Annotated in this window: 31 protein-coding genes; 11 read left to right on the top strand and 20 right to left on the bottom strand. The window is 68.2% G+C overall.

Translation table 11 applies throughout. The annotated features are described in order from the left end of the window. Positions 1-494: 494 nt before the first annotated feature. Positions 495-1,631, top strand: coding sequence for a DUF4185 domain-containing protein (locus ACWD6P_RS22005; protein ID WP_451445834.1), 1,137 nt, complete (start codon positions 495-497; stop codon positions 1,629-1,631). Positions 1,632-1,853: 222 nt separating this feature from the next. Here the strand turns inward: ACWD6P_RS22005 and ACWD6P_RS22000 are convergent, their stop codons facing one another. Continuing rightward, positions 1,854-2,432, bottom strand: coding sequence for an ArsR family transcriptional regulator (locus tag ACWD6P_RS22000; protein ID WP_451445833.1), 579 nt, complete (start codon positions 2,430-2,432; stop codon positions 1,854-1,856). Positions 2,433-2,541: 109 nt separating this feature from the next. Between ACWD6P_RS22000 and def the strand changes: the two genes are divergently transcribed. The 3 genes from def (at position 2,542) to ACWD6P_RS21985 (ending at position 4,441) form a co-directional block, all read left to right on the top strand. Next, a complete protein-coding gene (gene def / locus ACWD6P_RS21995) occupies positions 2,542-3,204 on the top strand; it encodes a peptide deformylase (RefSeq protein WP_451445832.1) in 663 nt (220 codons plus the stop codon). Positions 3,205-3,313: 109 nt separating this feature from the next. Then, entirely contained in the window at positions 3,314-3,676 is a 363-nt protein-coding gene (locus tag ACWD6P_RS21990) for a nuclear transport factor 2 family protein (RefSeq protein WP_451445831.1), read from the top strand. A gap of 93 nt (positions 3,677-3,769) precedes the next feature. Continuing rightward, positions 3,770-4,441, top strand: coding sequence for a formylglycine-generating enzyme family protein (locus ACWD6P_RS21985; RefSeq protein WP_451445830.1), 672 nt, complete (start codon positions 3,770-3,772; stop codon positions 4,439-4,441). A gap of 247 nt (positions 4,442-4,688) precedes the next feature. Here ACWD6P_RS21985 and argG read toward each other — a convergent pair whose 3' ends face one another. Beyond that, the gene (gene argG, locus ACWD6P_RS21980) at positions 4,689-6,143 is read right to left on the bottom strand and encodes an argininosuccinate synthase (protein ID WP_451445829.1); all 1,455 of its coding nucleotides are present in this window, start codon (positions 6,141-6,143) and stop codon (positions 4,689-4,691) included. 338 nt (positions 6,144-6,481) lie between these two features. On the opposite strand from argG, the gene ACWD6P_RS21975 reads away from it, so the two are divergent. Continuing rightward, positions 6,482-6,934 (top strand): VOC family protein, encoded by a 453-nt coding sequence (locus ACWD6P_RS21975; protein WP_451445828.1) that lies wholly within the window; start codon positions 6,482-6,484, stop codon positions 6,932-6,934. A 103-nt stretch (positions 6,935-7,037) separates the two neighbouring features. Here the strand turns inward: ACWD6P_RS21975 and ACWD6P_RS21970 are convergent, their stop codons facing one another. From ACWD6P_RS21970 to ACWD6P_RS21940, 7 genes are all read right to left on the bottom strand, one after another. Continuing rightward, positions 7,038-7,760: a DUF6333 family protein gene (locus ACWD6P_RS21970; protein ID WP_451445827.1), complete on the bottom strand. Its 723-nt coding sequence runs from the start codon at positions 7,758-7,760 to the stop codon at positions 7,038-7,040. Between the two features lie 177 nt (positions 7,761-7,937). After that, positions 7,938-8,969 (bottom strand): hypothetical protein, encoded by a 1,032-nt coding sequence (locus ACWD6P_RS21965; protein WP_451445826.1) that lies wholly within the window; start codon positions 8,967-8,969, stop codon positions 7,938-7,940. A gap of 295 nt (positions 8,970-9,264) precedes the next feature. After that, on the bottom strand, positions 9,265-9,624 hold the full coding sequence (locus ACWD6P_RS21960; protein ID WP_451445825.1) for a peptidase inhibitor family I36 protein: 360 nt from the start codon (positions 9,622-9,624) through the stop codon (positions 9,265-9,267). 425 nt (positions 9,625-10,049) lie between these two features. Next, the gene (locus ACWD6P_RS21955; protein WP_451445838.1) at positions 10,050-10,658 is read right to left on the bottom strand and encodes a recombinase family protein; all 609 of its coding nucleotides are present in this window, start codon (positions 10,656-10,658) and stop codon (positions 10,050-10,052) included. Positions 10,659-11,351: 693 nt separating this feature from the next. After that, the gene (locus ACWD6P_RS21950; protein ID WP_451445824.1) at positions 11,352-12,185 is read right to left on the bottom strand and encodes a PhzF family phenazine biosynthesis protein; all 834 of its coding nucleotides are present in this window, start codon (positions 12,183-12,185) and stop codon (positions 11,352-11,354) included. Between the two features lie 148 nt (positions 12,186-12,333). Further along, on the bottom strand, positions 12,334-12,645 hold the full coding sequence (locus tag ACWD6P_RS21945) for an EthD family reductase (RefSeq protein WP_451445823.1): 312 nt from the start codon (positions 12,643-12,645) through the stop codon (positions 12,334-12,336). Beyond that, complete coding sequence (locus tag ACWD6P_RS21940; RefSeq protein WP_451445822.1) at positions 12,638-12,841, bottom strand: hypothetical protein; 204 nt, start codon at positions 12,839-12,841, stop codon at positions 12,638-12,640. The genes ACWD6P_RS21945 and ACWD6P_RS21940 overlap by 8 nt, the downstream gene beginning before the upstream one ends. A gap of 139 nt (positions 12,842-12,980) precedes the next feature. Here ACWD6P_RS21940 and ACWD6P_RS21935 point away from each other — a divergent pair, with 139 nt between their 5' ends. Continuing rightward, positions 12,981-13,277, top strand: a complete 297-nt coding sequence (locus tag ACWD6P_RS21935) for a winged helix-turn-helix transcriptional regulator (RefSeq protein WP_451445821.1) — start codon at positions 12,981-12,983, stop codon at positions 13,275-13,277. A 58-nt stretch (positions 13,278-13,335) separates the two neighbouring features. Here the strand turns inward: ACWD6P_RS21935 and ACWD6P_RS21930 are convergent, their stop codons facing one another. The 4 genes from ACWD6P_RS21930 to ACWD6P_RS21915 all read right to left on the bottom strand — a co-directional run bounded on the left by ACWD6P_RS21930 (position 13,336) and on the right by ACWD6P_RS21915 (position 15,585). Then, on the bottom strand, positions 13,336-13,461 hold the full coding sequence (locus ACWD6P_RS21930; RefSeq protein ID WP_451445820.1) for a hypothetical protein: 126 nt from the start codon (positions 13,459-13,461) through the stop codon (positions 13,336-13,338). Between the two features lie 168 nt (positions 13,462-13,629). Next, positions 13,630-14,580: a phosphotransferase family protein gene (locus ACWD6P_RS21925; protein ID WP_451445819.1), complete on the bottom strand. Its 951-nt coding sequence runs from the start codon at positions 14,578-14,580 to the stop codon at positions 13,630-13,632. A gap of 216 nt (positions 14,581-14,796) precedes the next feature. Then, positions 14,797-15,000, bottom strand: coding sequence for a hypothetical protein (locus tag ACWD6P_RS21920; RefSeq protein ID WP_451445818.1), 204 nt, complete (start codon positions 14,998-15,000; stop codon positions 14,797-14,799). 123 nt (positions 15,001-15,123) lie between these two features. Then, the gene (locus ACWD6P_RS21915) at positions 15,124-15,585 is read right to left on the bottom strand and encodes a MarR family winged helix-turn-helix transcriptional regulator (RefSeq protein ID WP_451445817.1); all 462 of its coding nucleotides are present in this window, start codon (positions 15,583-15,585) and stop codon (positions 15,124-15,126) included. Positions 15,586-15,704: 119 nt separating this feature from the next. On the opposite strand from ACWD6P_RS21915, the gene ACWD6P_RS21910 reads away from it, so the two are divergent. Continuing rightward, positions 15,705-16,553: an SDR family oxidoreductase gene (locus tag ACWD6P_RS21910; RefSeq protein ID WP_451445816.1), complete on the top strand. Its 849-nt coding sequence runs from the start codon at positions 15,705-15,707 to the stop codon at positions 16,551-16,553. A 166-nt stretch (positions 16,554-16,719) separates the two neighbouring features. On the opposite strand, the gene ACWD6P_RS21905 is transcribed toward ACWD6P_RS21910, so the two are convergent. From ACWD6P_RS21905 to ACWD6P_RS21895, 3 genes are all read right to left on the bottom strand, one after another. After that, positions 16,720-17,487: a hypothetical protein gene (locus ACWD6P_RS21905; protein ID WP_451445815.1), complete on the bottom strand. Its 768-nt coding sequence runs from the start codon at positions 17,485-17,487 to the stop codon at positions 16,720-16,722. A gap of 377 nt (positions 17,488-17,864) precedes the next feature. Continuing rightward, positions 17,865-18,407, bottom strand: a complete 543-nt coding sequence (locus ACWD6P_RS21900) for an SgcJ/EcaC family oxidoreductase (RefSeq protein WP_451445814.1) — start codon at positions 18,405-18,407, stop codon at positions 17,865-17,867. Next, on the bottom strand, positions 18,404-19,081 hold the full coding sequence (locus ACWD6P_RS21895; protein ID WP_451445813.1) for an SgcJ/EcaC family oxidoreductase: 678 nt from the start codon (positions 19,079-19,081) through the stop codon (positions 18,404-18,406). Before ACWD6P_RS21895 ends, ACWD6P_RS21900 begins: the two co-directional genes overlap by 4 nt. A gap of 115 nt (positions 19,082-19,196) precedes the next feature. Here ACWD6P_RS21895 and ACWD6P_RS21890 point away from each other — a divergent pair, with 115 nt between their 5' ends. Then, a complete protein-coding gene (locus ACWD6P_RS21890; protein WP_451445812.1) occupies positions 19,197-19,649 on the top strand; it encodes a MarR family winged helix-turn-helix transcriptional regulator in 453 nt (150 codons plus the stop codon). A gap of 82 nt (positions 19,650-19,731) precedes the next feature. On the opposite strand, the gene ACWD6P_RS21885 is transcribed toward ACWD6P_RS21890, so the two are convergent. Together ACWD6P_RS21885 and ACWD6P_RS21880 are read right to left on the bottom strand one after the other, a co-directional pair. Then, positions 19,732-20,172 (bottom strand): VOC family protein, encoded by a 441-nt coding sequence (locus tag ACWD6P_RS21885; protein WP_451445811.1) that lies wholly within the window; start codon positions 20,170-20,172, stop codon positions 19,732-19,734. Positions 20,173-20,177: 5 nt separating this feature from the next. Beyond that, positions 20,178-21,044: a helix-turn-helix domain-containing protein gene (locus tag ACWD6P_RS21880; protein ID WP_451445810.1), complete on the bottom strand. Its 867-nt coding sequence runs from the start codon at positions 21,042-21,044 to the stop codon at positions 20,178-20,180. Positions 21,045-21,464: 420 nt separating this feature from the next. Here ACWD6P_RS21880 and ACWD6P_RS21875 point away from each other — a divergent pair, with 420 nt between their 5' ends. Beyond that, entirely contained in the window at positions 21,465-22,592 is a 1,128-nt protein-coding gene (locus ACWD6P_RS21875) for a haloacid dehalogenase-like hydrolase (protein WP_451445809.1), read from the top strand. Positions 22,593-22,798: 206 nt separating this feature from the next. Here ACWD6P_RS21875 and ACWD6P_RS21870 read toward each other — a convergent pair whose 3' ends face one another. Next, a complete protein-coding gene (locus ACWD6P_RS21870) occupies positions 22,799-23,761 on the bottom strand; it encodes a GlxA family transcriptional regulator (RefSeq protein WP_451445808.1) in 963 nt (320 codons plus the stop codon). A 104-nt stretch (positions 23,762-23,865) separates the two neighbouring features. Between ACWD6P_RS21870 and ACWD6P_RS21865 the strand changes: the two genes are divergently transcribed. Together ACWD6P_RS21865 and ACWD6P_RS21860 are read left to right on the top strand one after the other, a co-directional pair. Further along, positions 23,866-24,624 (top strand): HD domain-containing protein, encoded by a 759-nt coding sequence (locus ACWD6P_RS21865; RefSeq protein ID WP_451445807.1) that lies wholly within the window; start codon positions 23,866-23,868, stop codon positions 24,622-24,624. A gap of 108 nt (positions 24,625-24,732) precedes the next feature. After that, complete coding sequence (locus ACWD6P_RS21860; protein WP_451445806.1) at positions 24,733-25,161, top strand: VOC family protein; 429 nt, start codon at positions 24,733-24,735, stop codon at positions 25,159-25,161. Between the two features lie 576 nt (positions 25,162-25,737). Here the strand turns inward: ACWD6P_RS21860 and ACWD6P_RS21855 are convergent. Then, on the bottom strand, positions 25,738-25,983 hold the full coding sequence (locus ACWD6P_RS21855) for a hypothetical protein (protein WP_451445805.1): 246 nt from the start codon (positions 25,981-25,983) through the stop codon (positions 25,738-25,740). Positions 25,984-26,181 lie beyond the last annotated feature (198 nt).

Genomic DNA, 26,181 nt, shown 5'->3' with positions numbered 1-26,181 from the left:
AAGCTCATGTTCTACCATTAAACTACACCCGCGTAATCCCGCCTCGGATCGAGGGCGGAACATCGTCGCACACTCTACCCCATCGCCGCCTCGCGACATCGATGACGCACACGCGTTGCCGCCAAATCCGCCCAGATCCACTCGCGTTCAGTAGACGGTCACCCTTGACACACCTGGGCAGACGTCCCGGCCTCGCACGGCCATCAACGCGGCTATCAGCACGATCATCGCCATTTCATCGGTCCTGGTTAGCGTCGACGCGCCGTCCGTTGCAGTCAGGCTGCCCGGCGTCGACGGCCTTCTACCGAAGCGCTCACGCACGGCAGACGCCAGGAAGGCGGCATATGCGCATAGCCAAGTACCTGCTCGCTACGGGCGCCGCGCTGCTCGGAAACTGTCCCCCGACCCCTCACCGAGGCCAGCGACACCAAAGCTATCTCCCTATCGCCGTATCTCCGTCTACAACTGAGCCGACTCTGAAAGGCATCGACAGAATGACACCTCCATCGGACGAGAAGCACTCGGCGATCGGCGGGTACTCCCGCCGTAAGCTCCTCAAGGTCGGTTTCGGCGTCGCTGTGGGGGCGGGAGTCGCCGGTTCGAGTACCGGGGTAGCGAGGGCCGGCGGGCCCAACGACCCGTCCAGCCCGACGCTCGCGATCAAGGTGAAGAATCTGAGCGGCCCGGACGAGACCGGCTCGTTGGCATCGCCGTGGACCGACCTCGGTATCCCCGTGCTGTGCCCGAACGGCACCATGCTGTTCGTCTGCGGCGACACCTTCAACGGCGACCACGTACCGCAGCCGGGCGAGCCCGCCGACGACTGGCGCGCCCCGGTCGGCCTGCGCTCCAGCAGCGCGGACCTGGGCAACTTGCGTATCGACGGCAGCGTAGGCGGCGACCACGCCAACAGCCTTGTCGACGAGCCGCACACGCCGGTCGGCGACAAGGCCACGACGGCGATCCCGTCCGACGTGTTCGTCGTCGACGGCGTCATGTACATGCACCTCATGCGCGGCGTCATCTATGACACCCACCACACGGATTTCTGGCGCTCCACCGACAACGGTGAGACCTGGGAGTATCTGTGCCAGTGGCCGGGTGACCTGCACGGCGGCCAGTTCCAGCAGAAGACGTACGCCGTGGCCGAGGGCGACTACTGCTACGTCCTCTCCACCGTCTTCAACCGCGACGTGGAATCGGGGATGCTGCTGCACCGGGTACGGAAGGACAGCCTCGGCAATCCGGACGCCTACGAACCGTGGGGCTACGCCGACGGCGACTGGCGGTGGGGCGCGCCTCCGACCACTGTCTTCGGCACTCGTAAGTGGGGCGAGATCTGCTTCCGTGCCATGGACGGCAAGTACGTCCTCACATGGCTGAACATGAACCCCCTGTCGATCCGGGCGATGGTCTTCCCGCTCCCGACGTCAGACCTGACCAAGACGCTGGAGCAGACGATGATCCTGCCCTGCAACCCGGGGCAGGAGGCGGCCAACCTCGTAGCCAGCCCGTACGGCGGATTCGTCATCCCCGGCTCGACGTTCGGCAACTTCCACATCGTCGTCAGCCAGTGGTACGACCCGAGGAACTACCGCATCATGCAGTACAAGGTCCACATGTTGTCCTGAGACAGCGCCCACCCAGCACAGTCCGCCGGGCCCGCCGGGCCTCGTTCGCCACCAGGACGTGGCCAGGCGCGGGCGCGGGCCCGGGTGCGGGTGGGGGTTCGGGGCCGAGTTGGAGTTCGGGTCCGAGTTCGCGTTCACGTCAACGTTCACGTTCGAGTTCGCGTTCACGTTCGCGGCAATTACTCGGGTACTCAGGCGAGCCGTTGGCCAATTCTCGGCTTCTCAGGCGTGGTCCGTCTCGTCTGTCGCGTGGGGAAGCAAGGGGAACAGCCGGGTGATGAGGGCCACCGGTCGGGCGCCGTCAGGCCGGGCCAGAGGGCGTTGTTCGCGGTCTTGATAGGGGGCGAGTGCCCGTCGGATGACGTCGGCAACGCGGCTCATCTCTTCGGGCGTCAGGTAGGCAACGGCGCTGAAGGCTTCGTCGTGGCGCCATTCGGCCGGCGCTTGGTCGCGTTGGGCGAGCCATCGCTGCCAGCTCTCGTCCTCCAGCCCTCGGGCCAGGTCACCGAACTGCTCATACGCCGGTGCGTCGGCGGTGGGATTGTGCTGCCTCAGGCGCCAGGGGCGTGCGCGCCCCCCGCGGTGAGGGGCTTCTTCGATGTGCCCGTGGCGTGCGAGCTGCCGAAGGTGAAACGAGCAGAGACCAGAGCTGTAGCCCAGCCGGGCGGCGGCTTCGGTCGCCGTGACGGTGCCGACTTGAGCCAGCAGGTCCAGTAGGTCCGTGCGGACCTGATGCTCACGCAGATCGTCGCCGGTGTCCCGCGTCTGGTCGGGCAGGGAGTTGAGGTCGCCTTCAGTCACTTTGCAAAGTCTGCTACTTTGCAAAGGTCTTGGCAAGGAGCCTTACCAGAAGGCATGACTGCGCTGACGTCCGCGACATGTACGGCGTGCGCAGAAGGGGGGAACTGCGATGGCCGTTCGTCACGATCATCCCCGTCCCGTGGACCGTCGAGTCCGTGTACAGGGCCAATCCGTCGACTCGTATCCCGCTCTGCCGCCGGAGGCGGAGCGGGGGTCGCTGCGCCGGATCACGGAGGTGGGTGAGGAGGTCCTGAGCCGACCGTGCCGGGAGGTGACCGAGTTCGGAACTCCAGAGCTGTCAGCGTTGATCGACGACATGTTCCTGACGATGCATGTGGCCGACGGTGCCGGTCTGGCCGCCAACCAGATAGGCGTCGATCTGCAGCTGTTCGTGTACGACTGCCCGGACGACTACGGGATCCGGCACGTCGGCCACATCATCAACCCCGTCCTGGAGCTGCCCGATCCGGGCACCCGCCGACTCGTCGACGATTTCGAGGGCTGCCTGTCCGTGCCCGGTGCCACTATGGAGGTCCCCCGTACGGATCGTGCCGTTGTCCGCGGGTTCGACAAGGACGGCAAGCCCCTTGTCATCGAAGGGACGGGCTACTTCGCGCGCTGCCTGCAGCACGAGACCGACCACCTCCTTGGCCATACGTATCTCGACCGACTGTCCAAACGAGACCGCAAAGATGCGCTGCGTCAGACGGCAGCCCGTCGTGCGGATGTCTTCGCGCAACGCGCGGTCAAGGCGGCCCGTCTGGGCAGGTGAGACGCTCGGTGGCAGCAGCCACCTTCCTGCCTCAGGGTGTGGTCCGTAGAGTCATGGTCCGGCCAAGGCCCGTACCCCGGGCGGGCACCGGCCGCCCTACGCTGTCCGCATGAGCATGACCAACATGACCGACATCGACGACCTCGAAATCGAGCCCACTGCCGTGGTGGAGCGTCAGCTCGCCGCGTACAACGCCCATGACCTCGACGCGTTTGCGGCGACGTACGCCGAGGACGCGAGCGTTTCCCGACGCGACGGCAGCGAGCTGCACGGCCGGAAGGCACTGCGCGAGGCCTACGGCCCCCAGTTCGCCGAAGGCCGCTGCAGAGCGGAGATCGTCGGGCGTCTCACGGAGGGCGAGTGGGTGGTGGACCACGAGATCGCACACGGCATCGCCGACGATCCGATCCGCATCCTGGTCACCTACCGCGTACGAAACGGCCTGATAGACCAGGTCAACTTCCTCGGCTGACCACAGGACGTCAGCGACGACGACGTCACGCACGGGCGCACCTGTTCGACTCTGGCGTTTCGTGCAGGTAGGCCCCGTTAGGATCTGCTGATCATGGACGTGATGACGGGCAACGAGATGATCGCCATCCCACCGGGGCAGGTGACGCTGTCGGACCGGCGTACGCAGCGCAGCTGGTCGGTCGAGCTTGCGCCCTACCGGCTCGCGGCATTCCCGGTCACCCAGGCGTTGTACGCACAGATCACAGGCCAGCGCCCGAGCACCGCCCATGGGGACCGGTTGCCGGTCGAGTGTGTCTCTTGGTGGGACGCGGTGCGGTTCTGCAACGCCCTGTCCCGACGCGAGGGGTTCACGCCCGCGTACCACCTCCGCGCCGACGGCGACGACATCGAGTGGGACGCGTCCGCCGACGGCTACCGGTTGCCGACCGAAGCCGAGTGGGAGCACGCCTGCCGTGCCGGTACGTCCGGGCCGCGTTACGGGGAGCTCGATGAGATCGCCTGGTACCGCGGTAACTCTCACGAGCGCATCCACGACGTGGGCGGCAAGCGCCCCAATTCGTGGGGGCTTTACGACATGCTCGGCAACGTCTGGGACTGGTGCTGGGACGTCTACGACGCCGAGGTCTACGGCAGCTACCGGGTGCTCCGTGGCGGTGGTTGGTTCGATGAGCACTGGAGTTGCCGGGCCTCCGCACGGCGCCGCAGCCACCCGACCTTCCGGGTCGACGACGTGGGGTTCCGCATCGCGCGTTCCGTCGTGTGACTGTTCCGGCGTGTGACCGTCCCGGCGCGTGACCGTCTCGGAGTGTGACCGTTCCGTCGCATGACCGTTCCGTCACGTGACTGTCCCGACGAACGGGAAAGGCCGGCTCGGCGCCAATGGCTCCGAGCCGGCCTTTCCGCACGAGCTAGCCTTTCTCGCACGAGCTGGCCTTCCCGCACGATCCGGCCTTCCCAGCAGTGCACCCTCCGGGGCGGCCGAGCCTTCCGCTCGGCGGGCCGGTATCAGGTCAGTCCGTGCCGAACTCCATCGCGGCGCGGTCCAGCGCCTCGTCGTCACCGGAGACCTCGCCGCGGGAGGCGATGGCCTGGGCGCCGCCCTCCGGCATCTCCGGCATGGTGCCGATCAGCCCGGTGGCGGCCGCCTGGGCGGCGCCGATGGCAGGGTTGGCGGTGCCGATCAGGCCGAGCCCGGCGTACTGCTCCAGCTTTGCGCGCGAGTCGGCGATGTCGAGGTTACGCATGGTGAGCTGGCCGATCCGGTCCACCGGGCCGAACGCCGAGTCCTCGGTGCGCTCCATGGACAGCTTGTCCGGGTGGTAGCTGAACGCCGGACCTGTGGTGTCGAGGATCGAGTAGTCCTCACCGCGCCGCAGCCGCAGCGTCACCTCGCCGGTGACGGCCGCGCCGACCCAGCGCTGTAGCGACTCGCGCACCATCAGTGCCTGCGGGTCCAGCCAGCGGCCCTCGTACATCAGCCGGCCGAGGCGCCGCCCCTCGTTGTGGTACTGGGCGAGGGTGTCCTCGTTGTGGATCGCGTTGACCAGGCGCTCGTACGCCGCGTGGAGCAGGGCCATGCCGGGCGCCTCGTAGATGCCGCGGCTCTTTGCCTCGATGATCCGGTTCTCGATCTGGTCCGACATGCCCATGCCGTGGCGACCGCCGATGGCGTTGGCCTCCATCACCAGGTCGACGGGAGAGGCGAACTCCTTGCCGTTGATCGTCACCGGACGGCCCTGGTCGAAGCCGATCGTCACGTCCTCGGTGAGGATCTCGACCTCGGGGTCCCAGAACCGCACACCCATGATCGGCTCCACGGTCTCCACGCCGGTGTCCAGGTGCTCCAGGGTCTTGGCCTCGTGGGTGGCGCCCCAGATGTTGGCGTCGGTGGAGTACGCCTTCTCCGTGCTGTCCCGATAGGGCAGGTCGTGGGCGAGCAGCCACTCCGACATTTCCTTGCGGCCGCCGAGCTCGGTCACGAAGTCCGCGTCCAGCCACGGCTTGTAGATCCGCAGCTGCGGGTTGGCGAGCAGGCCGTACCGGTAGAACCGCTCGATGTCGTTGCCCTTGAAGGTCGAGCCGTCGCCCCAGATCTGTACGTTGTCCTCGAGCATCGCCCGGACCAGAAGGGTGCCCGTGACGGCACGGCCGAGCGGCGTGGTGTTGAAGTAGACACGCCCGCCCGAGCGGATGTGGAACGCCCCGCAGGTCAGCGCGGCCAGCCCCTCCTCGACCAGCGCCGCGCGGCAGTCGACCAGGCGCGCGATCTCGGCACCGTAGGTCTTCGCACGGCCGGGCACCGAGGCGATGTCGGGCTCGTCGTACTGGCCGATGTCGGCGGTGTAGGTGCACGGGACGGCGCCCTTGTCGCGCATCCACGCGACCGCGACGGAGGTGTCGAGGCCGCCCGAGAAGGCGATGCCGACGCTCTCGCCGACGGGAAGGGAGGTAAGAACCTTAGACATAGGAAGAGTATGCGCCATTACGCATTTTCATGCAACGGGTTACACCCAGGAGAGTCTGAGAAGGTTCAGAAACGGACACCCGGAGAGCACTTTGTCCAGATAGTTACCTTTTGATGCGATTCGAGTAGACGGAGACGGCTGCGGGCAGGGCCCGGCCCGCGGCGCCCAGAGGCTCTTGCGGCTGCTGGCCATGCCGCGCGACGACGCGTACGGCAGGACGCGCACGGCACGACGTCGACCCATAGAAGATCGAGTACGGACAACTTGTCGCTTGACGCCCCGCCCCGCCCCGGAAAACCCGGCAGACATAGCACCGGCATCTGCTCGATCATGAGCTGATGACTGCTGCTGCGTTCTACCATGTGTGCTTCGTCGTGCCGGACATCGAGAGGGCTATGCAGGACCTTGGGAGGTCCGTGGGAGCTGAGTGGGGTGCTCCTGTCGCTGATCGACTTGGCGAGTGGGACTTCCGCATCGCCTTCACCCGCGGCGGACCACCGTTCATCGAGCTGATCGAGGGGCCCGCCGGGAGCCCCTGGGATGCGTCGCAAGGAGCTCGATTCGACCATCTCGGCTACTGGACCAGCTCCGTCCAGCAGGGTTCTCAGCGGCTGGAGGACAATGGCTTCACCGTTGACTTCTCCGGCTGCCCCTACGGCCGACCCTTCGCGTACCACCGCTTGGACAGCATTGGCGGCCGCGTCGAGCTGGTGGATGTGACACGGCAGCCGAGCTTCCTCCAGAAGTGGCATGTGGATGGGGCCCCCATGCCCGTGATTGAGGAGCGATGACAGCAAGGCCTTGGACTCGCCGTGCTGTTCACTGTGCGACACACCCGACCCGACGATCAGGGCGTCCGGACAACACACCCGCCGCTCGACGGCAGGGATATCGTCAGCCGCCGATGAAGTACAGCCCCTCCATCTGGTGGGTGTAGCTCTCGGTGTGGCGGACTTTGAGTACCGAGGTTTCCAGGTGCGTCCAGGGCCACGGGTCGGCCTCCCCCAATGCCAAGCCGACGAAGGCGGACCACTCCACTTCCTCGGGCTCGGCGTCCAGGTCGACGTCTATGTCGGCCAGTATGTCGCCGGTGATGCCGAGGGCCGCCGCAACCGCATGAGGGTCGCCGGTCAACTCCCAGGGGTCCATCCCGGGCCATCCTGAGGCGTGGAACATGGTGCCGTCAGGGAGCCACACGATGTCCTCGGTGTGGGACTCGCCGAAGTCCACCTCCACCCGGCCGACGATCCGCGCGTCCGGGTAGCGCTCGCGCAGGCGGCCCACCTCGTACAGCAGCGGGGTGTCGTTGCCGTTGTCAGCGAGTGCGGGATCGCTGATCCCCAGTACGGGACCCCATGCCCCGGCCTGTACCAGGTCGAGGTCTTCCCGCTCGCCGAGGTACAGGGTCTGGTTCGCGGGACGGATCTCGACCTCTCCCAGCACCTCATCGACGGTGCCGAAAGAACGGGCGAACTCTCGTGCCCTGGATGGGTCATTGGCCGGAAGAGTGTGGGCGTTCTCCGTGAACGGCGGCTGGAGAATGGTGATATCGCAGCGGCCCATGCCGCCGCGGACCATGCGGTCCGCCGGCGTCGTCCAGAAACTGATGTCGGTCATGCGTGACACCGTAATGCGGACCACTGACATCGCATCTGCGGAACCGGAACCGTCGGTGGCGACCTCGCCGGCCGATGCGGCGTCTTCGTCCCGGCGGTGATAGCGACGCGGGGAGCTCGGTTGCCCTTGGGTACCTTCATCGGGCGTCGGTCAGCATGATGCTCCCGAAGAAATTCCCTATGCGCGTGTGGGTTTGACGGGTAGTGAGCCTGCCAGGTGTCCCAGCTCGGTTGCACTGTAGGAACGGAAGAAGTGTGTGGGATCGGCCAGCAGTCGGCCGACCAGCTCGATGAGGGTGTCCGCGTACTGGTCCATGGACCCCGGCCAGTCGGCGGTCGACAGCATCCAGGGCTCGACATCGGGATAGGCGCGCCCCGGCCCGAGCGCCCGGTTGAGCGATTTCGACAGGTGGGCTCCGGTAGTGGAGACCACCAGCGGGGTGAAGATGCGCGTGGGCATGACGCTGGCGGGAGCGCCCATCGCGGCGAGGGCCCCGTCCACGAGGGGGCTCGCGTATGCCCAGTCACTGCCCTTGACCATCACATGCAGGGCGGAGGTGTCACGGCTGAGGTCACGTTCTTTGACAACATTGCGGTGCAGGCTGGTGAGATCGAGGTAACCGCCGTCAACGGAGTCGATGACCGCCTCGTATCCACCGTGGTGGAGGCACACCGCCTGGAAGACGGCCTGGTCTTCTTGTCTGTGGAGCAGCTGGGTGCGCTGGGCGTCTTGCTCTGCCCAGCCGCAGTCGGGGCACGGCAGCCGGATCGGAACGTCACCGGTGGAGGGCGCCAGCCACCAGCGCAGGTCGTCCCACGCCTCAAGGGTGCGTAAGAACTCCACGCGGAAAGCCGGGGTGGCCTGCTGGCGGGTATAGGTCTGGGTCGTCCACTCGATGTCGGTTGCCAACGACAGGGCCGTGAACAGCGGCCGATAGTAGTCCTCGATGAGGACCGCGATGCCGTCCTCGCCAAGCGCGTGAAAACCGGTCCGCTGAAAGACGTGCCCGGTTTGGCGTTCGAGGGTGGTCTCGTGGCTCGCGTTGTCCAGTACGGAAAACCGCACCGCAGTCGGCACTCCGAAAGCCTGGCGCGCCTCCTGGGCCAGGAGGAAAGCGGAGGTCTGCACGATATTGGTGCCCAGGTGCGGTGCGCCATTGGTCTGTGTGCCGACGACGAACTCAATTCTGGCAGGGCACACGGCCTGCACTCGGGGACGGATAACGTCTACGGTTCGCCGCAGTGTTATGGAGAGCGGATTCCTCGGTGAGTGCGGTGAGTGCATACGTCCTTCGAATCCCATGGCCCGCATCATGCCCCCGAACCGCGCTCGGACCCCTTTGCGGCCACACAACAACGCCCTCACCGCTACACAGTTGGATGAGGGCTCTCGAAGCATGACGGCGCCCTGGTCCAGGCCCTGCCCCTGCTCCAGGCCCTGGGCCCGGCACCCGTTCGTGCAACCGCCGCCCGCGCCCAGTAGGAACGCGGGCGGAGCGTGCCAATCAGACGGGGAACGGGGCGAACATGACCGAGCGGAGCTTGAGGCGTTCGCTTCCGTATCCGGTGTGCGGCCGCAAGGTGAAGGAGTCACCGTCGCAGTTCGGCCCCGTGTAGACCGTGGCGAACTCATCCGTCCTGTTGCGCGGCGAGTGGGCGGGTGAGCTGGCACCTGGGTCCGCCACCTCTGGCAACGTGACGCAGCCCCAGCTCTCCGGGTCCTCCAGTACGGCGATCTGGGGAGTGCCGTCCAGCCCGGTGTACGTGTACTGGAAGTGCCCCTCGGCCGCGGAGGCCGACGTGGGCAGGGCGACGACGAGGGCCAGGGCGCCCGTGGCGGCGGCCAAGGCGGTACGGATGCGCATGCGCGCGGTCCTTTCGATCGGAGCGTGCCGAAGACAACCGCGCTGTCACTGCCCACGCACATGTCCGCAGATGCCAGACCTCACCCGGACGAGGGTGCCCTCCTGGAGAGCCCGGAGCCAGGCCACCAGGTCGTGGTAGAGAGGCCCGGCAGGCGGGCGAAGCGCGGCGGGGGCGCTCAGGCAGCTTCCCTGCACAGCGCGACCTGCTCCAGTACCTTCCGTGACCGGAGCCGCACCCGGGCGCGTCACCGATCACTTCGAGGCAACTGCTCCGCCCCGGACGCACCGCTCACTCTTTACTCAGCTCTTGCGCACCAACTCTTGTACTCAACTCTTGTACTCAGTCACGTCCCGCATTCAGACACGTCCCGCATTCAGGGGTGTGACCCAGATACGGCCCAAACGGGCCATGGGGTGATCTTGGTCTAGTCGACCTCGGCGAGCGCGCGGTAGAGCGAGGCGACGGACGGGTTCCTGCCGGCGTTCTTGCCGGTCTTGATGGTGAGCTTCTTGGCGATCTCGGGGACCGGGGTGCCTTTGGCCTTGAGCGTGACGGCGAAGGTGAGCATGTCGTCGTCAATCACCTTCGGGCGGCCGCCGTGGTTGCCCTTGGCGGCGGCGGCCTGCTGGCCCTCGAGGGTCTTCTCGCGGATGTAGTTGCGATCGATCTGCGCGGAGGCGGCCAGGACGGCGAAGAGCATCGCGCCCATGCCGTTGGGGTCGTAGATGCCGGTGAGCGGGCCGGTGAGGAGTTCGAGCTGGACGCCGGCGGCCTGCAGCTGCCCGGACAGCGCCATTAGCTCGGCGGCATTGCGCGCGAGGCGCTTGAGCTCGTGGACGGTGAGGATGATCGGCTGGTCCGGGGCGGCCTCGCGGATGTCGTACGCGAGCTTGAGCGTCTTCGCCAGTTCGGGGCGGAACTTGACGCGGGTGGAGATCTTCTCCGAGAAGACGCGCTTGCAGTTCGCGCGGTCGAGCGCGTCGAGCTGGGACTGCAGTTCCTGCTGGGCGGTGGAGCAGCAGGCGTACCCGATCCGGATCGCGGCCGCGGCCGGCGCCGGCTCGGCGGCTTCGATGCGCGGGCCCGGAACCCAGGCCCGGCCGGGACCGCGGCCGTCAGGAACGGCAACGTCGAGTTCCTCGCGCAGCGCGGGAACGAGGATGAAGCGGGCGGTGTGGTACTTCGTTGCGGTCTTCCCGCCGCGGGTGCGGCACGGACTCCCGGCCGGAGCCTCGCACTTCGGGCAGTCGTGTCGTTCTACCGCATTTGCGGCCTGCTCGGTCGTGAGATCAACGCGGGAAGTCTCTCAGAACTGCCTTGCAGAGCACCGGAGTTTTGAGAGGTTTTCTGCGAATGGCGACCTGCGGAAACGTGATCACGAACCGGCCTCTCGCGGAACTCTCACAGATGGTCATTTGTGAGAGTCGCGGACCTCGTACATCAGTGTCCGTCCTCGAAGAGCTCGGCCAGGTCTGGCGACATCTGTGGCAGGGGCTCGGGGTTGATGGCCGATCACGTCGTACTGGTGCGACTCGTACCTCCTTGTCGTCTCCTTTTCGTTCTTGTTCGGGCCGCCGCCCTTCCGGCGAGCCGGTCATCGTCTCGACCGGCCCTGGCTCGGTGCGTCGGTCGGGGCTGCGGCCGCCACCGGGTGCCAACGCTTGACCGCAGCGGACAGCCCCAGCCCCATGCGCGGATCGCAGAAGAGGACGGTCTAGTCGTCGCCTCAGTGTCCGTCGCGGACCACCGCTAACCCGCCGACCCGGGTCGTGATGCCCGCCGGCCCGCGTCGGGCCGAAGCGAGCACGCTGGCCGGTCGACCGAGGGTGTCGCCCTGCTCCACCTCGATCGCGACCGTCTGCGCCCCTGTCGTGTCGAGCAGGTGGGCGGCCAGGCAGCCGGTGCTGTTGGCGTTGGCGACGTCCTCGTCGACACCGATCGCCGGCGCGAACATCCGCGCCGCACCCGGTCGGTCGCCCACCGGCGGTACGTACACGAAACAGCCGAGGAGCCCGTACCGCTGGCATGCCGCTGTCAGCCTGCCGAGGTGTGGGCAGATCCTGAGCAGCGCCGACCTGTCGTGGACCGGTACCAGCATGCGTGGTGCGCCGGGCGCGGCGATCCGTGGCACGTCGGTCGGATGCCGGTCGTCCGCGGTGAGCCCGAGCGCGGCGACGATCGCGGCGCGCTCGTCCGGTGCCGGGTGTCGCAGCGCGACGAGGCCCTGGTCGAACCACACCTCGATGCCGGCGGGGCGGCGGATCGCGACGGTGTCGAACGTGCGCCCGCCGGTGTGTTGGCGGTCGCTCAGCTCGCCCAGCGCGGTGCGGGTCAACCGGACGGCCTGCGCGGCAACGGTGCCGTGGCCGCAGCCGGACAGTTCGGCGGTGGCGGTGAAGAACCGGACCGGCCAGCCACCGTCCGGCGTCCGCCCCGGGCCGAGGAACGCCGCGTGCGAGGTGCCGGCTGCAGCAGCGACCGCACGCCGGTTAGCGTCCGTCGCCGCCGGGTCGTCGTCGGTGACGGCCGTGGGGCTACCGCCCCGACCGTCACGTCGCACGCACGCATCAACCACCGTGACATCCCGCCAGGACATCGGCCCACCCCTTTGACGCTCAACGAACCGGCAACCGCCAACGGCGTCCGCCGCTAGCCGGACCTGGCCTTAAGCGGCCGACCGAACGCGTCCCGGAGCGTACCGGCCTGCCTCAGCCGGTGCCGTCCTGCACCGGATAGTGGATGACGACCAAACCGCCGGTGGCGTAGTTGACGACATCGGCGGCCACCCGCTGGCCGTGCGGCGACGCCTGCGCCGCGGCCATGGCGGCGGCGTCAGCGAAGTCGGCTTCGAAGACCGCGAAATACGGCGCTTCTCCCTCGTTCGCCGCCACGTCGAAGCTGTAGCGCCACGCAAGCGGGCCGGGCCAGTTCTTGACCAGCGGAAGGTGGTGGTTCACGTAGTAGTCGCGGAAGTGGTCAGGGTCGGCGGGCTCGGAATACAGGACCAACGACCTATGCATGACGACCTCCGTCCAGGGACGTCAGCTGGCTGCCCAACTCGTAGCGACCCCACCCGTGCATGGCGCCGGCCATCGGGCGGTTTCTGGCGAACATGCGGAACAGCCCGATCGGCGGGGCGTCCCCGGTCATCATGCGCGCGAGCAGTGCGCCGGCCTGGTCGGTGCACTGCGGTTCCAGCAGGGCTATCCGCGACATCGGCTCTCCCGTCGAGTTCGTTTCGAAATCAGAAACACCGGATGGATGCTAGTGTTTCGAATAAAGAAACGCAAGGAGGGTCATGCCGACGCCGCGCCCAGGAACACCGGTTCGTGGATCGACGACCGGCCGTCCCCTCATGGCCGCGCTGGACCTGTTCGGCCGTCGGTGGGCGCTGCGAATTCTCTGGGAGCTGCGTGCGGGTCCGCTCGGTGCCCGCGCGCTGCTGGCACGGTGCGAAGGGCTGTCATCCAGCGTCCTCTACCAGCGGCTCCGCGAACTCGCATCGAGCGGGATCATCGCGCCCTCGGCCGATGGCTACGAGCTCACTCGGCTGGGGACAGCACTCCGTGATGCCCTTCGTCCGCTCGACGAATGGGCGATCGTCTGGGCGCAGGAGCAAGAACACAACGATCAGGAGCCCAAGGAGACGTGAAGGTCACGCCCGACCAGGTGGAGCGGTGATGTGACGTCCGCCGACTCGGGACACCAGCTCACGCGGCCTGCGAGAAACCCTCGGTCGCTGGCTCGTCGCCGCGCAGAGGGGTGAAGTCGACGTCCAGGCGCGCACTGATCAGCTGCTTGAACCGCGGATACGCGGTCCGCTCAATCGAGGTCACAGCCCATCCCGGCCCCAGACGACGGCCCAACGTCACCATCAACGACGCTGGGCTGAACGGGTGACGGTGGCGCCCCCTGACGCCGCCAAGATCACCCCATGGCCCGTTTGGAGCGTACCTGGGTCACACCCCATTCAGACACGTCCCGCATTCAGACACATCCCGCATTCAGTCACGCAGGCCACCGGCAAACGGCATCGTCCGCCACTGCTCGATGGCCGGCTTCAGCGCCTCCACGAGCATGGGCATCTGCGGCGCCAGCGCGAGGCAGGCCACCGCCCGCAACATACCCACCGCATTGACGAAGCGCAGCACACGCTCGTCCAACTGCCGTATACCTCGGCGCTGCGCGGTGGAGTTGTACGCGGCCTCGCATTCGGGACCGAGGGCAGCCAGGTCCCACTCGACCGGCCCGAGCGTGGCCAGTTCGAAGTCGGAGTACAACGCGCCGTCGCGAGTGGCAACGATGTTGACCGCAGGGGCGTCCCCGTGAATCGGCTGCAGGTTGATTCCGGGGAACGCCGCCTCGAATCCCGCGCGCGAGCGGACGACAGGCTCCAGGACCTCCCACTCCCGCCGCGCGCGGTCGAGTTCGGCCGGCTCGATGAGGTCGGGACGCGCTTCGAGGGCCGCGAGTCCCTCTGTGGTGAACTGCGGCTCGTCCGCCGACAGGAACGGCAGGTCCCCCGGGTAGTCGCGCAGCGCGGCGTGCAGGTCGACGACGAGGCTGGCGTTGTGCACAAAATCCGGCACGACGTTCTTGTCCTGCTCGACGAACTGCCAGAACGTCATCGAGAAGCCGTCGCGCTGCACGGGTTGCCGCGGCACGAGCGGACTCGGCGGAATCACCGGGATGCCCTTGCGCGCGAGCCACCCCACCACATCGAGCTCAACGCGCTGCCGCGCCGCCTGCGTGTCCAGGTCGACGTACGACGGCAGGACGGTGGGCACCCGGACCACCACTGGTGACGGAGCGAGGTGCACGACAACGGAGAACGCATCGTGGAGCACGGTCGCATCGGCGACTGCGAGCCCGAGATCACGCCCCGCGGCGATGGCGGCGTCGAAGGCGCGTGACGTACGGGCGGCAAGCTGATCAGGCGTCATAAAGTCTGACATGACGGCGATAGTGCCACGCCAGGCAGCGGCCCCGACAGGAAATTATCCTCCGCCCCTCACCGCATTCCCTTCTCATTCCCATCGCATTCCCACCTCGTTCCCGGCCCCTTCCCACCCCCTTCCCGCCCCTTGCCCCGGCACTTGACCCGAGCGCGGCCAGCCGGTCATGAGCGGAGCCGGATGATGGCAGCTGTCACATGACCGGCCGGACAGCCCCTAGCCGAACCAGTGGCTGATGCCGCTTTGGCCGTCCGTGCCGTTCCAGACCACGGCTCCGAGCGAGATGGGAAACCAGGCCACCTGCTCCGGCAGGAAGGGGGTGGCGAGGAGCCAGGCGACGGGCAGGAAGGTCAGCAGCAGGCAGCAGCACCCTCCCGCTCTGCCCGTAGAGGCAGGCTGCGGCGTCGAGTTCGTAGGCATCCGGAGAAGGTAAGCGATGGCTTGCGGCTTACACATGAGTATCCGTACCTACAGCGTTGGTTGCGGCTTCCGTACTGTTCGTCGGGGTTTCGCACGGCAGGCCGGAGACAGGCGACGGAGGGCCTAGGCGTCCTTGTTGGCCTTGAGCTTTTGCCACACCGTGCTGAGTGCCTGCAGATCGTTCTGGTCGAGGAGGTCCGTGAAGACGGGGGCGAGGCACTCGCGGCGGGTGGCGTCGGCAGCCTCGAAGAGCTGGTGGCCCTCGGGGGTGAGGGAGACCTCGACGGAGCGGGCGTCGCGGGGCGAGGGGGTGCGGGTGACCAGGCCGCGGCTCTGGAGGGCGTCTACGACGCGCGAGACCTGGCTGCGACTGAGCATGGTGCTGTTGCCCAGGACCGAGGCCGGAACGGGGTCGGGGCTGGAGGCCAGCCAGAGCAGGACCTCGAACCAGGAGACCGGCAGGTTGTGCGCCTTGCTCAGGGCGCGGTCCACGCGGTCCGTCAGGACGGTCCCGGCCCAGACCAGCCCGTAGAAGGCGTGGTCGGCTACCGGCATCTCCGCCTGCGTGAGCTTCTTCTTCGGCATGCCTTCAGCTTAGCGGTTGCGTGTACATGCACGTAAAGATTATGGTGTGTGTACACGCACTCAAATGCGTGCACGCCCCCCTCGACATTCGACATCCCCGTGCCCTGAAAGGCCTCCCCATGTCTGCCCAGTCCCCCAAGGTCGTCCTCATCACCGGCACCTCCTCCGGCATCGGCCTCGCCGCCGCCGTCTCCGCCGCACGCGCCGGCTGGACGACGATCGCTACGCTGCGTGACCCCAGCCGCTCCGACGCCCTGCGCAAGGCCGCCGCCGAGGCGGGCGTGGAGCTCGACATCCGCCGGCTCGACGTCACCGACGAGGCCTCGATCGCCTCCGCTATCGACGGCGTGATCGCCGACTACGGCCACCTGGACGCCGTCGTCAACAACGCGGGCGCCGGACACCTCGGCACCCTGGAGAACGAGTCCGTGGCCGAGGTCCGCAAGGTCATGGAGGTCAACTTCTTCGGCGTGCTCAACGTCTCGAAGGCCGCCATGCCCCACCTGCGCACCTCCGGCGGCCGGCTGATCACCGTCACCAGCGTCGGCGGCGTCATCGGGCAGCCCTTCAACGAGGCCTACTGCGCGGCCAAGTTCGCCGTCGAGGGATACATGGAGAGCCTGGCCCCCGTGGCCGCGGCGCACGGCGTGTCCGTCTCCGTGATCGAGCCCGGCGCCGTGGCCACCGAGTTCGTCGCCAACGTCGGCGTCGACCTGGAAGCGGCCGTCGCCGATGCCGGACCGTACGCGCCCCAGCTGAACGCCTACCTGAACCGGACGATCTCCCAGTTCCTCGACGGCGCGCAGACCGCCGAGGCCGCCGCCGAGTCGGTGATCGAGGCACTGACCGCGGACGAGCCCGCCTTCCGCCTCCAGACCTCCGACTGGGCCCGAGGCTTCGTGGGCACCAAGCTCACCGACCTGGACGGCTCCGCGGTCCTCGGCATCACCAACGGCTGGGTCGCCTGACCGCGCACCACCGGGCGAGGGCGGCAGCCTGCAGGCGCTGCTCCCCCGGGCCGTGCCCGCGCTTCGGACACGGGGGGGGCGAACCGGCTTGATCAGCAAGGTGCGCCCGGCCCCGCGGAGCCGTGGGACGGCTTCCGCCTTGCGGACCGGACCCGGGGCACTTCCGCTATTCGCCGTCCCACGGCACGGCGGTGAGCACGGCCCCGCCGTACCGGCGCGCGTAGCGGCAGCTCACCGGATGGTCGAAGATCACTTCGGCGACGCCGGCGACCGGCCGCAGGTCGGCGAGGAGGGCGTCGTCCGGCAGTCCGGCCGCCGCCTCCCGCAGCACCGGGTCGGCGGCCGCCCTGGCGTCGGCGGTACTCACGGGCTCGACGGACACCGGATCCTCCGCGCACTTCATCCACCGGTCGGTGAACGCCCGCCCGAAGGCGTTGACGTCCTCCGTACCCGCCTCGGCCGCCGCCTGCTGTACGCACTCGGCCAGCTCCCGGAGCCAGTCGAGCAGGGAGAGCGCCAGGCGCCGGGTGTCGGTGGCGTCCCAGAACCGGAACACCGGCCCCCAGGCACCGGACTCCCGGTCGACGTCCACGTACGTGTGTCCGTCGCCGTGGTCAAGGTGGACGAACCAGTGACTGCCCGCGCCACCGGCGTGGTCCAGATACCAGGTGACGTCGTGACCGTGGTAGTCACCGTTGTTGAATGACTCGGTGAAGTCGATGTGCTCGGCCGAGGTGACGCCGTTCACGACGGAGCGGGACACGGTGATCCGAATGCCTCCGACGGACCGGAACACCGTCCGGATCTCCTCGGGCACCGGTACCGGCCAGGAGTCCATCCGGGCGTCCTCGATACCTGCCTCCAGCGCCACCAACCCGCCTGAGATCTCCGGCAGTTGGCGCACCACCGCCAGTACCGCGTCAGCGTCTGTCATCGCAGGTCCCCCCTTCGAGTACACGAAAGGACCCTACCTACAGGATCCCGGGCCGCTCCGGACGGGCGGGCGTGCGTGCGTGCGTTCAAGGCTGCGCGGCGTCTGTGTACTCGCGACCCTGGCGGTGGGGTTGACCACCGTGCCCGGGACCGCCTACGCAACTCCTCCCGGTTCGGCCGCGGCCGCCGCTTCCGCCCCCGCGCGCGATCCTCGCCGGACCGTCACTGGACGCCGAGCACCTTCAGACAGCCCTGGGCAAGCTGACCGCCGCAGGAGCTCCGGCGGCGCTGGCTGAGGTGCGGGGCAGCGATACGGCGGCGACCTGTGCCCCGCCAAGCCCGGCGACCGGGTGTGGGCAGCATGGGCAACGGATTCGGCTACCGGTCGCAATCGTGGAGTTCCCCGGACGGCCGCCGCCAGTGTGCCGCAGGCCTGGTCGCGGGTTGGAGTCTGAACGAGAGGGCCTCCATCAGGCGTCTGCGCTGGGTCTTGTGGACGGCGGCGATCCGCCAGCGGCTGTCCGTCCCACGGACGACCGTGTAGGTCGCGAGTTTGCCGAGCCGCTTCGGCCGACCCTTGTGCACCTCGCCGCGGGTGACGACAACGGCGGTTTCGGGGCCGTAGAAGCGGGTGTCGAGGATCTCGATGGTCAGCCGGGTTCCTTTCAGGAAGCTGTCGAACAGGGCCTGGTGGGCGCGGCCGATGTCCTGGCCGCCGTGGTACACCGTGCCCGCGAAGGTCACGTCGGTGGCGTCCGCGGTGAAGTGTTCGCCGTAGGCGGCTCCGTCGCCGTGGTTCCAGGCGGCGCAGCTCCGCTCCAGGAGCGCACGGATCGCGCCATGGTCCGGGCTGGTGCCATGGTCCAGGCCGCTGCTGTGGTCCGGGCCGCTCCCGTGGTCCGCGGGGGTGTGCGTGGTCACTTCTCGGCCTCCGGCTTGGCCTCAGGGGCGAACAGGAACGAGATCCGCTCCATGACGCGCTGGCGCTGGGTGTTGTGGAAGGCGGCGATGCGCCACTGCCGGCCGGCTTGACGGATGAGTGTGTAGGTCTGGGTCTTGGACAGGTCGGCCGGCTGCTTGCGTGCGCCGGTGTAGGTGTCGCCGCGACTGGTGACCACGGCGGTGTCGGGGCCGTAGAAGCGGATGCCGAGGAACGAGTCGGCGAGCTTGGTGTCCTTGAGTAATCCGCTGAACAGGGCCCGGTGCCCTTCCACGATGTCGCGCCGCCCCTGGTAGTGGGTGCCCACATAGCTGGTGTAGGTGGCGTCCGGGGTGAAGTGCGCGCCGTACGCCGTGGCGTCGCCGCGGGCCCATGAGTCGGTCAGTGAGCGCAGCGTGCGGCAGACGGCTCGGTGGTCCTCGGTGGTCTGCACCCCCGCCGCCGAGGCTGTGACGGCGGGTCTGAGGGTGGCGCAGTCCCTCACCCCGAGGTTCTGCGCGTCGGCCGTGGCATCGAGCCACAGGTATCCGGCGCCGGCTGCCACGGCGAGTGTCAGTGCGGTGGTTCCGAGGGCGATCTTGATGCGTCGGCGGGGCGTACGGGGCGGAGGCGGGCTGGCGGTCGGATCGGCGGGCATGGTGCTGATGGCAGTCATGATTCACGTCACCCCTCATGGTAACTTCTCCAAAGAAGTTACTTCTTAGAAGATTCCTCTTCTTTGAGGAAGAGATTAGGGAGTGGAGGAATCCGTGTCAACGCCGGACCCAGAGATGCGACCCGACGCGAGCCAGATCTACCGTCAGTACCTGAGCGCGGTGATGCTGCACGGCCACGCGAGCGCCAGAGCCTGTGACCTCGGCGCCACCGACCTCTACGCGCTCAACATCCTGCAGCTGACGGGGGCGATGACCCCCGGGGAACTAGGCGCGCGCACCGGCCTGACGACCGGGCCGACCACCCGCCTGATCGACCGGCTGGAGCGGGCGGGCTACGTCCGCCGCGCGCCCGACCCCAGCGACCGGCGCAAGGTGATCGTCGAGCCGGTCGGCCGCCCCGCCGACCTGGACGACGTCATGTCCCCCGCCCGGCAGAAGATCGGCGAGATCCTCGAGGGGTACGCGCCCGAGCAGCTCGACACACTTTTCGACTACTTCGCCCGCGCCGCCCAGGCGTACCAGGAAGCAGCTGAGCAACTGCGCGCCAAGGGAACCGCCGACGACTGAATCCCGCACCCAGGGGAATCGCCGCCGGATCCGAGGAATCGCGGCTGGACCTGAGGAATCGCCGCTGGATCTGCGGGGTGGCTCACGAGGTGCGGGGCGTGCCCCGGTAGGTCCCGAAGGACCACTTGTTGCCCTCGGGGTCGGCGATGCTGAACTCCCGGCTGCCGTACGGCTGGTCGGCAATCTCTCGCAGGACCTTGACGCCCGCGCCCCGCAGCCGCTCGTACAGCGCGTCGACATGGTCGGTGACAACGTACGCGCCGAAGGTGCCGGGCGTCAGGCACCAGCCTCCGGTATCCGGGTCGTAGGAGCCGAGCATCACGGCTCCGCCCTCGGGCCAGTCGAGCTCGGCGTGGGCGACCCGGTCGCCGTCCTGATACACGGCCGTGCGCTCGAAGCCGACGGTGTCGACGAGGAAGTCGATCAGGGCGGGGGCGTCGTGGGCCTGGAGGGTGGGCCAGACGCTCGGGGCCCGCTGCTCGGTGGTCTGTGCCGGTGCGTCGGTGTGCTCTGTGGTGTTCATGCGTCTCAGTCTCCGTCGCTGCCGTGGGCCCCGGCTTGGATATTCCGGCACTCTTCGGCGAGCCAGGCACTGGGGCTCGCGTCCGTGTACTGGTGGAAGTCCCGCACCAGGTGGGAGTGGTCGTAGTACCCGCACTCGGCGGCGATCCGGGCCAGATCGGTCGGGGCGCCCGCGACGACGGCGCGGACGGCGGCGGCCTTGGCGTGCTGGAAGCGCATCAGGCGGGCGGCCTGCTTGGGGGTGAGGCCGGTCTCTACGCGGAAGAGCGTGCTCAGGCGGCGCTCGCTGAGCGCGACATGCGCGGCGAGACCCTTGAGGGTGCCCGCACCCCGGTGCCGGGCCAGCCAGGTCCACGCCTCGGCGACCTCCGGACGTACGCCGCTTTGGTCCTCGTACCGCGCGAGGCGCCCTTTGAGGTACGCGGACAGGCGGGCGAAGCGCTCACCCCAGTCCGTCAACTCGCTGAGGATTTCGTGGACTTCGGCCCCGGGTCGGCCGAGTACGTCCGTCCCCGAGCCGATCACCTGCCCGGTCAGCTCGGCGGCCGGGAGGCCGAACAGAGAGCGGGCCGCAAGCGGGTGCACCGCGAGCTGGATGCCCGCCTCGTGCTCGGGCTGCACCACATACGCCGGGCGCTGGTGAAGGCCGCCCACGACGATCTCCGTGCGCAGGGCATCGCCGCCCCTGGCCTGCTCGGGTGTGAGCCCGCTGGCGATGGGCCCGTCGAGGGAGAAGATCAGCGTGAGATACGGGGACGGCAGCCCCCGATGGAGCGCGGGGGTCTGCCCCCTGGTGCGATAGCCCACGGCGGACACCACCGGGCCGCCAGGGGCGAGCGCGGCCCGCACGAATTCGCGGGACGGGGTAGCCATGGGGTCAGTATGCGCGTGCCGGGGATGCGGCGCTGGGCGCCGCCCTGTTCCCCGCCGGACCGCGGCCTGTTCCCCGCCGGACCGCGGCCTGGTCTCCGGACGCGGGGCTCCAGACTCCGCGGCGAGGCTCCGGACTCCGCGGCGGGACTCCCGCCCCTCCCCCGCGTATCCCGCTACGCAGCGTCAGGAATCGGTTGCCCTGCAGTGTCTGCCATGCAGTTCCGCCGTGCAGTTCTGCAGTTCCGCCGTGCAGTTCTGCCTTGCAGTTCTCCGTGCAGCGACGAGAGTTGATACCCCTCTTCAGCCAACCCACACCCCCCGTTCACGGTGACGTCGATCATGGGCAATCAACGCCAGGCCTCATACCATTGCCCGCCGCTCCGGACGGGGCGGCGCACAGCTCTCAGAGGAACGGACACCATGGCAGTACGGGCAAATGGCAAGCTGGCGATCTTCGGCACCGTGGGAGCGCTGGCCGCCGCGGTCTTCGCGGGCAGCGCCCTGTGGCCGGGCAGCGGCGAGGCGGAGGCCGCCGGGCCGTCGTCGCAGGTCGCCTCGGCGGAGCTGAAGCACTGGCCCAAGCCCGTGGCCAAGCAGCTCGGCAAGGTCATCGCGGACCACGACCACAAGGGCGCGTACGCGGTCTTCGACGCGGACAACACCACGTACCGCAACGACCTGGAAGAGGCCCTGCTGCCCTTCCTGGAGATGAAGGGCGTCCTGACCCGCAAGAACATGGCCCCGTCCCTGAAGGTCATCCCCTTCAAGGACACGGCGACCCACAAGGAGAGCCTCTACAGCTACTACAACCGCCTGTGCGAGGTGGACGACCAGGTCTGCTACCCCTGGGCGGCGCAGATCTTCTCGGGCTTCACTCTGAAGCAGCTCAAGGGGTACGTGGACGAGCTCCTGGCGTACGGCAAGCCGATCCCGGCCGAGTACTACGAGGACGGGAAGCTGACCAAGACGGAGGTCGAGGCCCCCCGCCTCTCCCCGGGCATGCAGGAGCTCTACAAGGCGCTGCGCAAGCACGGCATCGAGGTGTACGTGGTGAGCGCGGCCTCCGAGGACCTGGTGCGCATGGTGCTGGCCGACCCCAAGTACGGCTACGGCGTGAAGCCGCAGAACGTCCTCGGCGTCTCCATGCTCCTCAAGGACCGCAAGACGGGTGACGTCACCAGCTCCCGCAAGGAGATCGCGTCCGGCAGCTTCGACCCCGACAAGCTCGCCGACCGTGAGCTGACCCCGACCCTGTGGGCCCCGCTGACCTGGTACGAGGGCAAGCCGGCGGCCATCAACACCTACATCGACGAGTGGAAGAAGCCCATCCTCGCGGCGGGCGACACTCCCAAGAGCGACGGCCCGATGCTCTTCCACTCCGCGGACGTGCGCAACGGCGGCGTCCGGGTCTGGGTGAACCGCAAGGAGAGCTACATGAAGGAGATCGACGAGATGAAGCGCTCCAACGCCAAGCGCCAGAAGGAACTGGGGCAGAAGGTCACGGCGGACAAGCGGTGGCTGACGGTGACACCGGAGCAGATCGGCTGAGCCGTCACGTCCTCGGGGTGTGAAGTTCCTTGCGCACCACATGCGCACCACATGCGCACCAGGGGAATTCACACCCCGGGCATCAACCGCGCTCATCATCTCCTCTGCCACTGCTGCCGCAACGATCGCTGTCGCCACCTCCGCCGCTCCCGCCGCCACCGCCACTGCCGCCACCACCGCTGTCGCCACCACCGCCACTGCCGCCGCTACCGCCGCTGTCGGAACGCGGCGCGGTAGGACTGCGGGGACGTCCCCGTCCGCAGGGCGAAGTGGTGACGCAGCGTCGTAGCGGAGCCAAAGCCGCTCTGCTCGGCGATCTGATCGACCGTCAGGTCAGTGGTCTCCAGGAGCTGCTGGGCGCGGTGGATACGAGTCCGCAGCAGCCACTGCAAGGGCGTGGTGCCCGTCTGGGCGCGGAAGTGGCGATTGAGGCTGCGGACACTCATGGCGGCGTGACGGGCCATGTCCTGCAGGGTGAGGGCCTGGTGGAGGTTGGCCTGCATCCAGTGCAGGGTGGTCTGGAGGGTGGCACCACCCCCGGAGGGCTGCGGGTGCTCGATGAACTGGGCCTGGCCCCCTTCCCGTTGCAGCGGCATCACGGTACGGCGGGCGGTGGCGGCGGCGTGCGCGGCCCCGAGATCGGTGCGGACGAGGTGCAGGCAGAGGTCGAGCGCGGCCGCGACACCGGCCGAGGTGATCAGATGGCCGTGGTCGATGAAAAGAACGGTGGCGTCGACCTCGACGCCCGGATGGCGCCGAGCGAGTTCTCCGGCGTACTGCCAGTGGGTGGTGGCCCGGTGTCCGTCGAGGAGGCCGGTGGCGGCAAGGGTGAAGGCACCGACGCATATCGAGGCCAGGCGGGCCCCTCGTACGGCGGCCGCGCGCAGTGCCTCCAGTACGGGGAAGGGCACCTGCCCCAGGAAACCGGAGTGGGCGGGGATGACGACGGTGTCGGCGTGCGCGAGGGCGTCCAGCCCCCAAGGGGTGTGGATCCGGAAGGCCCCGTGGCCGGGGGATGTGGTGACGGCCCCGTCCGGGGACGGGGAGCACACACGGACGTCGTAGTGCGCGGTGCCGGCGGCTTCGTTGGCGGTGCCGAAGATCTGGCCCGGTACGGACAGCTCGAAGGGGACGACTCCGTCGAGCGCGAGGACTGCCACTACCGTCATGGCCAGAACTTAGCGGATGGCGGCACTCTGGCCCCTGGCCGGGGATCAGGGCGGCCGACAGGATCGGGGCATCCCCCATCCTTCTGCTCCTGTGAGGAGTCCCTGTGTCCCTCCCGTCCAATCTGCCGCTCCCGTCCAATCTGCCGCACCCGTTCGACCTGCCGCTCCCGTTCGACCTGCCCGTCCCGTTCAGCGATTTCACGATGCCCCGCACCGCGCTCGCGGTCAGTGCGCTGCGCTTCACCGAGGAGCGTGTGCCGGACTTCATCTACCGGCACAGCGTGCGCAGTTATCTCTTCGGCCGGGCGCTGGCCGACGAGCGCGGCCTGACGCCGGGCGCCGACTACGACGACGAGCTGGTGTTTCTCGGCTGTGTGCTGCACGACCTGGGGTTGGGCGAGGAGGGAAACGGCGGGCAGCGGTTCGAGGTCGACGGCGCCGACCTGGCCGCCCGCTTCCTACGCGACCAGGGGGCCGGCGAGGAGCGCGTCACGGTGGTCTGGGATGCGATCGCCCTGCACACGTCGGACGGCATCGCCTCCCGCAAGGGCCCGGAAGTCGCCCTCACTCAGGCGGGCATCTCCGCGGACGTCTTCGGTCGTGACAAGGAGCGTCTGCCGGCAGGGTTCGCCGAGCGCGTCCACGCCACGCTCCCTCGAGCCGATCTGGCCTACGCCATGACCGATCTGATCGTGGAACAGGCTCTGGCGAACCCCGCCAAGGCCACACCGCTCAGCTTCCCCGGCCAGCTGCTGCGCCGCCATCTCCCGCCCAGTGCGCTGCCGGACTGGTACGACATCATCGCCCGGTCCGCGTGGGGCGACCGACCGAACATGACACGAGGTGCCGAGGCCCGTAACTGATCTTTGGCATGAGGGTGGTTGGTCAGGGCTGGGTCCTGAGTCCTGTGTTCTGGGTCCTGGGTTCTGGGTCCACCAGTGGGAGGCGAAGTCCCCTGGTATGTTGCGCCGATGTCAGCGATCAAGAAGTTCCAAGTCACCTTTGACTGCGCGGAACCTGAGCGCCTCGCTCGTTTCTGGTGCGAGGTGTTGGGGTACGTCGTACCGCCGCCACCGGATGGGTTTGCCACTTGGGACGATTTCAAGTGCTCGCAGCCACCTGAGCAGCGGGATTCATGGTTCGCCTGCAGTGATCCCTCAGGTGTGGGCCCGCGACTGTACTTCCAGCGCGTCCCCGAAGGGAAGGCCGCCAAGAACCGGGTGCATCTTGATGTGCGGGTCGGTACCGGACTCGTAGGGAAAGAGCGCCTCGCCGCACTTGAGGCCGAATGCGCGCGGCTGGTCCCGCTCGGCGCGGTACACGTGCAAACGCTGTATGACGGCAATGATTCGTGCATCCCGATGCTGGACATCGAGGGCAATGAGTTCTGTATCGATTGAGCATTCTCCGAGGCGGCCGGTGATGCGGGGTTAGCGGCCGACTTCGACACGTCGAACAGCGGGGCGAGCTGCCGCAGCGGCGAATTCGCAAGATCAGCCGTTACGGGACGACCCTCAGGTCGAAGAAAGTGCCGCGGATACCCAGACCAGCACAGCCACCGGCACCCCGATGGCCACCGCGCCGAGCGCTGTACCAGCCCGTGCCCGGCCGCGGTCGGCTCTCTCCTCACCTCGCAGGTCTCGCAGGGCGCCTATCCCGGAGACGACCGCGCAGATCCCCACGGGCACGATGGCGTAGACGGGGGGATAGCGGACCCACGGCGGGAGCGGCAGGAACGGCCAACCGATCAGCGCTACGGCGACAGCGCCGAGCACCAATGAAGCCGTACCCGCACGCCGAGGTCGTCCTGCTGTCTGCTCACCGGAGTTCATGCCCCGGAGAGTAGAGGGCATATGGCCGACGCCGCCTGGGGGCAATGACTCATTCGATGTAAGTAGTCGGCCTCCCGCAGGCAGCCGAACTACGTGAGACACCCGCACGTCCGCCAGCCCGCCAGCCGTCAGCCCGTCAGCCCGTCAGCCCGAGGCCATCGCCGCGCCCAGCAGCACCGCAAACACCAAGGGAAGTACCGCGCACCCGAGCGCGGTGCCGGCGGCCGCCATGCGCAGGCCCCGTACGGACCGGCGGTGGGGAAGGATCCAAGCAATCACGAACAGGGCCATGGCCCAATAGATCACCACCTCGATACCGCTCGTGTAGCCGTCCGCCTGGAAAAGGCTGTACTCCCAGACCAGGAGCGGCAGACCGGGCAGGGAGGTCACGAGCGGCGCCCTCCACCAAGTCTCGTGGGGAGCGGGGAGCCGCGGCAGGTCGCCCTCATTCATGCGTTCCACCCCATCAGGTCCGGACGCCCCAGGACACCGGCGGACATACTCATCCCCTCAATGCGCGCATACTCATGCCGGGGCCCGGTGAGGCACCCGGCACCTCAGGGGGACCGGCGACGGGCCGTCGGCGGT

The sequence above is a fragment of the Streptomyces sp. NPDC002446 genome, from assembly GCF_053595675.1.
This window is presented reverse-complemented; position numbering and strand designations above follow the sequence as displayed.